The 7,487-nt window shown below is 64.0% G+C and carries 8 protein-coding genes; 3 read left to right on the plus strand and 5 right to left on the minus strand.

The features are described 5' to 3' along the window. Together EOA24_RS21200 and rnd are read left to right on the plus strand one after the other, a co-directional pair. A partial coding sequence (locus EOA24_RS21200; protein ID WP_127410037.1) for an MFS transporter occupies nt 1-558 on the plus strand: 558 nt, incomplete at its 5' end. Between the two features lie 181 nt (nt 559-739). Further along, nucleotides 740-1,891 (plus strand): ribonuclease D, encoded by a 1,152-nt coding sequence (gene rnd / locus EOA24_RS21205; RefSeq protein ID WP_127410038.1) that lies wholly within the window; start codon nt 740-742, stop codon nt 1,889-1,891. Nucleotide 1,892: 1 nt separating this feature from the next. Here the strand turns inward: rnd and EOA24_RS21210 are convergent, their stop codons facing one another. From EOA24_RS21210 to EOA24_RS21230, 4 genes are all read right to left on the minus strand, one after another. Continuing rightward, nucleotides 1,893-2,312, minus strand: coding sequence for an MAPEG family protein (locus EOA24_RS21210; RefSeq protein ID WP_126082970.1), 420 nt, complete (start codon nt 2,310-2,312; stop codon nt 1,893-1,895). Between the two features lie 66 nt (nt 2,313-2,378). Then, nucleotides 2,379-2,927 (minus strand): hypothetical protein, encoded by a 549-nt coding sequence (locus tag EOA24_RS21215; RefSeq protein ID WP_245467075.1) that lies wholly within the window; start codon nt 2,925-2,927, stop codon nt 2,379-2,381. 46 nt (nt 2,928-2,973) lie between these two features. Beyond that, nucleotides 2,974-4,476, minus strand: a complete 1,503-nt coding sequence (gene guaB, locus EOA24_RS21220) for an IMP dehydrogenase (RefSeq protein WP_127410039.1) — start codon at nt 4,474-4,476, stop codon at nt 2,974-2,976. Between the two features lie 440 nt (nt 4,477-4,916). After that, entirely contained in the window at nt 4,917-5,189 is a 273-nt protein-coding gene (locus tag EOA24_RS21230; protein WP_126082972.1) for a hypothetical protein, read from the minus strand. 280 nt (nt 5,190-5,469) lie between these two features. Between EOA24_RS21230 and EOA24_RS21235 the strand changes: the two genes are divergently transcribed. After that, entirely contained in the window at nt 5,470-6,891 is a 1,422-nt protein-coding gene (locus tag EOA24_RS21235; protein WP_127253578.1) for an MFS transporter, read from the plus strand. 218 nt (nt 6,892-7,109) lie between these two features. On the opposite strand, the gene EOA24_RS21240 is transcribed toward EOA24_RS21235, so the two are convergent. Further along, nucleotides 7,110-7,487 (minus strand): RlmE family RNA methyltransferase (locus EOA24_RS21240; protein ID WP_133374561.1); only part of this gene is annotated, 378 nt, incomplete at its 5' end.

Raw genomic sequence — 7,487 nt, forward strand, 5'->3', positions numbered from 1 at the left:
AGCATGGACTGGTCGGCGATCTATATGCGCACGGTGTTCGAATCCGGCCCGCTGACCGCCGGCTTCACCGTGGCGCTGTTCGCCTTCTCGCAGGCGACGACGCGCTTCTTCGCCGACAGCTTCGTGGACCGCCACTCGCCGAGCGGCGTGGCGCGCGTGCTGTTGGCGACGATGATGGCCGGCGTCTTCACCGTCTTTTTCTCGCCCCTGCCCTTCATTTCGATGTTGGGCTTTGCGCTTCTGGGCATCGGCAGCAGCGCCATCTTCCCGCTGGCGATCTCGGCGGCGGCTCAGCGCACCGATCGCCCCGCGGCGATCAATGTGGCGGCGCTGTCGCAGATCTCCTTCGTCGCCTTCCTGCTTGGGCCGCCGCTGCTCGGCTTCGTGTCGGACCATTGGGGCATCCGCTCGGCATATGGCATCGGCATACCGTTCATCCTGCTCAGCCTGGCGGCAGCGGGCGCGCTCGGCCGGCGGCCATCGCCGAGCGCGGTTCCGGACGGCGCGATGTCCGGTCCGACAAGAGAGCGGGTGCCGGCGCGGGCCTATGAGGCATGAAGGGCTCTTGGCGGAGCGGAGCGTGACGGCCTGAGGGTATGGCGGCTTGGCGCGCAGGCGCGCCGTGCGATTTCGCATGGGAGAACCTGGCGATCCAGCCACCGCTTACGTTGCGGCGGCTTGACGAAAGCGCGCGCGGCTGAAATTGAAAGGGGCCTAATATTGTGCCAGAAGCGATTTGATGCGCGTCATCACCACACAAGAAGAACTCGAGAGCGTTGTCGGGGCGTTCGAAAAGTCGGAATTCGTTACCGTCGATACCGAATTCATCCGCGAGACGACCTTCTGGCCGATCCTGTGCCTGATCCAGATGGCCGCGCCCGGCCAGACCGCGCTGATCGACCCGCTGTCGCCAGACATCGACCTGAAACCGTTCTTCCGGCTGATGGCCAACGAAGCCGTGGTCAAAGTCTTCCACGCGGCGCGCCAGGACATCGAAATCATCGTCCATCTCGGCAATCTCGTGCCGCATCCGGTGTTCGACACCCAGGTGGCGGCGATGGTCTGCGGCTTCGGCGACAGCGTCTCTTACGACCAGCTCGTGCAGAAGGTCACGGGGGCGCGCTTGGACAAATCCTCGCGCTTCACCGACTGGCGGCACCGGCCGCTCTCCGACAAGCAGCTCGAATACGCGCTTGCCGACGTCACCCATCTGATCAAGGTCTACCAGCATCTCAGCGCCGAGCTGAAGCGCGAGGATCGCGCGCATTGGTTGAACGAAGAGATGGATATCCTCACCTCGCGCGAGACCTACGATCCGCATCCCGAGGATGCCTGGAAACGGCTGAAGATGCGGCTGCGCAAGCCGCAGGAGCTGGCGATCGTGCAGGCGGTGGCCGCCTGGCGCGAGCGCGAGGCGCGCGAGCGCGATGTGCCCCGCGGCCGCGTGCTCAAAGACGACGCGATCTACGAGATCGCGCAACAGGCGCCGCGCGACGCGGCGGCGCTCGGCAAGCTGCGCACCACCCCGAAAGGCTGGGAACGCTCCGCGACGGCAACCGCGCTGCTGGGCGCAGTCAACGCCGCCCTCGCGCTGCCCAAGGATGCGATGCCGAAACTGCCAAAGAGCGTGCAACCGCCGGAAGGATCGAACGCGGCGGCGGAGCTGCTCAAGGTGCTGCTCAGGATCGTCGCCGAAAAGGAAGGCGTCGCCACCAAGGTGCTGGCCTCCAGCGACGATATCGATCGCATCGCGGCCGAGGGCGACGAAGCCGACGTGCCGGCGCTGCAGGGCTGGCGGCGCGCCGTTTTCGGCGATCAGGCGCTGAGGCTGGTGCGCGGCGAAATCGGCATCAAGTTCGACAAGCGCAGGATTGCGGTGTTCGATCTTTAAATCAAACCACCCCGAGCAGGTGGAGCGCGAACCAGACCCAGGCCAGGAGAAGTATGCCGGCGCCGAGGAAGAAGACTCCGGTGCGGTGCGGCACATGGTTTCCGTCGAGATGCACCCAGGCGTGCACATAGCGCGTGAGGATGAACAGCCACATCAGCGCCAGCGTCAGATAGTTCACGCCGTTGGTGACGAACAGCGCCAGGCAGAGCACGTGGAAGAGAACCGGCAGCTCGAACTGGTTGATCAGATTGTTGGCGACGGTGACGCTCGAAGCGGGTTCGGTCGAGCGGAGCTTGTACTGGCTGACCCTGGCTTCGCCTGATTTCACAGCCCCGTAGCGCCGTTTGAGCATCACCAGATAGACGATATAGACCAGCAGCACGTGCGCCAGCATCGGCCAGAAGATGGCGGTCTGGCGCATCGGCCCCTCCCTTTTCCTAACGCAATTGCGGACGGAAAACCGTTTTACACTCTTCCTGGAACTGCTTTAGCGCCACCGTTGCCCGGCCAGCGCGAAGACTGCGATAACGAAGACCGGGATCGCCAGCAGCGCGAATTTGGTGACGGTCAGCAAGGAAGCGAAGGCGAGCGAATCGGGATTGGCCGATTGGAAATCGGACAGCAATCGCGCCACGGCAAAATTCTGGGCGTAGTCGGCGACCGCGTAGGGAAGCACCAGCACCAGCGAGAACAGTGCCTGCAACTGCGCTGACATGGCGCGGAACGTGCTGAGCCGCCGCCCGTAAACAAGGATGAGGCTGACCAGCGTCAGCGACAGCAGCGCCGGGAACAGGACATCGAAGGTCAAATAGTGCCAGACGATGATGATCTCGCCGCCGCGGCGGCCGAGCGCCGTGAGCCAGGCCATGCCTTCGTCGGGGGTGAAGCCGGCAACGCGGATGTCAAGCGAGGCCAGGCCGCCGCTCAAGCGCTGGAAATAGAGGAACTCCAGCGCCGTCATGGCCAGGAAAAGCGCAATCGAAGCGATGGAGAGCGCCGCCGCGTGCCGCGACAGCCGCAGCACCGCCACGCTCAAATCACACCACAGTCCGCCCTGACGATCGGACTGATCGGCCTCCCGATCAAATTCCGCCCGGGTAATTGGGGCTTTCGCGGGTGATCGTGACGTCATGGGCGTGGCTTTCACGAAGTCCGGCATTGGATATGCGCACAAAGGTGGCGCGCTCGCGGAAATCTGCAAGGTCACGTCCACCCACATAACCCATAGCGGCTTTCAGGCCGCCCGCAAGCTGGTGCAGCACGCCAGCAACAGGTCCTTTGTAGGGAACCTGCCCTTCAATGCCTTCCGGAACCAGTTTCAGCGTATCGCGGACCTCCGCCTGGAAGTAGCGATCGGCCGAGCCGCGCGCCATGGCGCCGACCGAGCCCATGCCGCGGTAAGCCTTGAAGGAGCGGCCCTGGTGCAGATAGACCTCGCCCGGGCTCTCGTCCGTGCCGGCGAGCAGCGAACCGATCATGGCCGCGCTCGCGCCTGCCGCGAGCGCCTTGGCGAGATCGCCCGAATATTTGATGCCGCCATCGGCAATGACGCTGACGCCGGCCTTGCTGGCCGTCTCGACCGCCGACATGATCGCCGACAATTGCGGGACGCCGACACCGGCAACGATTCGCGTGGTGCAGATCGAGCCCGGGCCGATGCCAACCTTGACCGCATCGGCGCCGGCGTCGATCAGCGCCTGCGTGCCATCGGCGGTTGCGACGTTGCCGGCCAGGATGCGCACGGAGTTGGAGAGCTTCTTGGCCCGCGCCACCGCATCCAGCACGCGCTGCGAATGACCGTGCGCTGTGTCGATGACAAGCAGGTCGACGCCGGCGTCGATCAGGCGCTCGGCGCGCTCGAAGCCGTCATCGCCGACGCTGGTGGCGGCGGCGGCGCGCAGCCTCCCTTGTGCGTCCTTTGTGGCATGCGGATTGAGCTGCGACTTCTCGATGTCCTTGACGGTGATCAGGCCGACGCAATTGCCGTTCCTGTCGACCACCACCAGCTTCTCGATGCGGTGCTTGTGTAGCAGCCGCTTGGCCTCGTCCTGGTCGACATTCTCCTTGACCGTGATCAGGTTCTCACGGGTCATCAGCTCGTAAACCTTCTGCGCCGGATCGGAGGCGAAACGCACGTCGCGGTTGGTGAGGATGCCGACCAGGCGGCCGACCGTGTGGCCGCCGGTGCCGCCATTCTCCACCACGGGAATGCCGGAAATGCTGTTGGAGCGCATCAGCGCCAGCGCGTCGGCAAGCGTGGCGTCCGGACCGATAGTGACCGGGTTCACCACCATGCCGGATTCGAATTTCTTGACCTGCCGGACCTGCTCGGCCTGCTCGGCCGGCGAGAAATTGCGGTGGATGACGCCGATGCCGCCGGCCTGCGCCATGGCGATCGCCAGCCGCGCCTCCGTGACGGTGTCCATGGCCGCCGACAGGATCGGCACGTTGAGATCGATATCGCCGGCGATGCGGGTGCGGATGTCGGTTTCGCCCGGCATGACCTCGGAGTGGCCGGGCTGCAAGAGCACGTCGTCGAAGGTCAGCGCCAGGGCGCCGGTGGACGTTTCGATGATTTTTCCCATGGCCAGTCCTTTTGAATGCGGAAAAGGCGCTGGGCCGATTGGCCAGCGCCGACTCTCATCTTCCCTTTCAGGATTGGCGCTGGCTGGTAACACGTCCTGGGGCGGAAGGAAAGCCGGTCGTTGCGCGGCGCTTCAAGTAGCTGTTATACGGCCCACCGGCTTTCACCACTCGTCCCGGTAGACATCCTCGCGGGTAAGGCTTGCGGCGTTGACAATAGGCTGCTGCTGAAGCCGGGACAGCAGCGCGGCACGACAGTGGCGCTCGGGGGTTGCCGACGGAATGATCCGGGCTACCGCACGCCTCGGCTCATCACAACACAGCTTCGTCCGCTCAGGACGCCGCGCAGGATCTTGGAGATCTGCGTTTGACGTCCGTTGACGAAACAACCTCATCCATTTCGACGCCTTCTTCGCTGAATGCGTCTGGATGTCGCCACTGATTAGCGTTCCGCCACGGCGTTGAAAATGCCGATGCCCACTGTCACGCATAGGACCGCGGCCCCAAGCCCTCCCGCGATGATGCACCACCAGGCGAGCCCATTCCCCCGAAGCATGGGATTCAGCTTTAACATCCGTCGTGCCAGAAGCCCTTGGTAAAGCGCATAAGAAGACCCAAAACCGGCGAGCCAGACAATAGAAAACACAACGCCCCGCGTTAGCATCTTGTTGAGCCTGGCTTGTTCGGCCGTCAAATTTGCGTTTTCGGTGTCCATTTCCGCCCCCTGCTTTGCAAACCGCTTATTGTATTTGGCTCTTGCCTTTGAAGGTTGTCGAGCCGAGATTTGTCGAGCAGCCTGCACATCGAAGACGTTGGAAACGTTGATAGGCTCGACTGACCTCAAAACTATGACATGAGGCCACCAGCCGTGCGTTCGCGCAAAAGTGACAGCAATTTAATGCGACATGCGGGCGAAGGCGTGATACCCGCCCGTCGTAGCCGGTTCGCCCCCAAGCCGGGCCTAGAATCGCAAAGACAAATCAGGGCGTTTCCCCTTGAACCGTACCATCCCGCTCATCCTGGCGGTCGCTCTTTTCATGGAGAACATGGATTCGACCGTGATCGCGACGTCGCTGCCAGCGATCGCCGTCGACATCCACACCAGCCCGATCGCGCTGAAGCTGGCGCTGACGGCCTATCTGGTGTCGCTGGCGATCTTCATTCCGATCAGTGGCTGGATGGCGGACCGGTTCGGGGCAAAGACCGTGTTCCGAGCCGCGATCGGCGTGTTCATCGCTGGCTCGGTCGCTTGCGCCTTTTCCAATTCGCTGCCGGCTTTCGTGGTGTCGCGCTTCCTGCAAGGCATAGGCGGCGCGATGATGACGCCGGTCGGCCGCCTCGTGCTGGTGCGCGCCACGCCGAAAAGCGAGCTGGTCGCGGCAATGTCCTGGCTGACCGTGCCGGCGCTGGTCGGACCGCTGGTCGGCCCGCCGATCGGCGGCTTCATCACCACCTATCTGACCTGGCACTGGATTTTTCTGATCAACGTGCCGATCGGGCTGCTGGGCATCTGGCTCGCCACGCGCTATCTGCCGGAAACCGCGCCGGCCGAGACGCCGCCGCTCGACTTCCCTGGATTTGTGCTCAGCGGTCTCGCAGCGTCCGGGGTCGTTTTCGGCCTTTCCGTCGTCAGCCTGCCGGCGCTGCCGCCGATGGCCGGCTTCATCACGGTGGCGGTCGGGTTGATCTCCGGCGTGCTCTATCTCATCCACGCCCGCCGCGCGAAGAACCCGCTGCTGGCATTGGAGTTGTTCCGCAACCAGGTCTTCCGGTCCTCCGTGCTCGGCGGCTCGCTGTTTCGCATCGGCATCGGCGCGGTGCCGTTCCTTCTGCCGCTGATGTTCCAGATCGGTTTCGGGTTGACGCCCTTCCAGTCGGGCATGATCACCTTCGTTTCGGCGATCGGCGCCATCGGCATGAAGTTCGTCACCGCGCTGCTTTTCCGCATTGCCGGCTTCCGGCGGGTGCTGATCTGGGGCTCGCTGGTCGCGGCCGCCTCGATCGCCATCTACGGCCTGTTCACGCCGCAGACGCCCTATGTGCTGATGCTGGCGATCCTTCTGGTTGGCGGCTTCATCCGCTCGATGTTCTTCACCGGCGTCAACGCGCTCTCCTATGCCGAGATCACGGCCGCCGACACCAGCAAGGCGACGCCGATCACCGCGGTCTTCCAGCAATTGTCGATCGCGCTCGGCGTGGCGCTGGCAGGCGGCATCCTCGAAGTCTCGACCTCGATCCATGGCGGGGCGCTGACGCTCGGCGATTTCCACATCGCCTTCTTCATCGTGGCGGCAGTGTCCGCCGCGGCATCGATCACCTTCATGCGGCTGGCGCCGGAAGCCGGCAGTGCCGTCTCGGGCCATGGCCGGCTGGCCACGCCGAAGACCCTGGAAACGGTGAGCACGGCGGGGAAGTAGAGGTGGCGCGCCCTGCCCTAACTTCGTCATTCTAGGGCGGAGCGACGCGAAGCGGCGCGCAGACCCTAGAATCCATGCCGTGATGTTTCAGCGCCGCTGCGGTGCAGGACTTGGAGCAGCTCTGGCGAATGTCGGCCACGAATTCTGGACCGCTGTGTTTCTTGGCCGAGGTAACGGCATGGATTCTAGGGTCTGCGCGCGTCGCTCCTTGCTTCGCCCTAGAATGACGAAGTTCCGGGACCTTTGAACTCCTTCGCCAGCAAATACAGCTCCACCGACTCATCCCTTGAAGCCGGCGGCTTCACATGATGGACGGAGCGGAAGTTCTGCTTCAGCAGCGACAAGAGTTCGTTCTCGGCGCCGCCCTGAAATGTCTTGGCGAGGAAATGCCCGCCGGGTTTCAGCACGTGCAGCGCGAAATCGGCCGCGACTTCGCACAGATGCATGGTGCGCAGATGATCCGTGCGGCGGTGGCCGGTGGTGGGTGCTGCCATATCGGACAGTACCACGTCCGGCTGGCCGCCGAGCGCCTCGGCGAGCTTCTGCGGCGCGTCCGGATCGAGGAAGTCCATCTGCAGGATGACGGCGCCCGGAAC

Source organism: Mesorhizobium sp. M2A.F.Ca.ET.039.01.1.1 (genome assembly GCF_003998035.1).
In the GTDB taxonomy this organism is placed as follows: domain Bacteria; phylum Pseudomonadota; class Alphaproteobacteria; order Rhizobiales; family Rhizobiaceae; genus Mesorhizobium.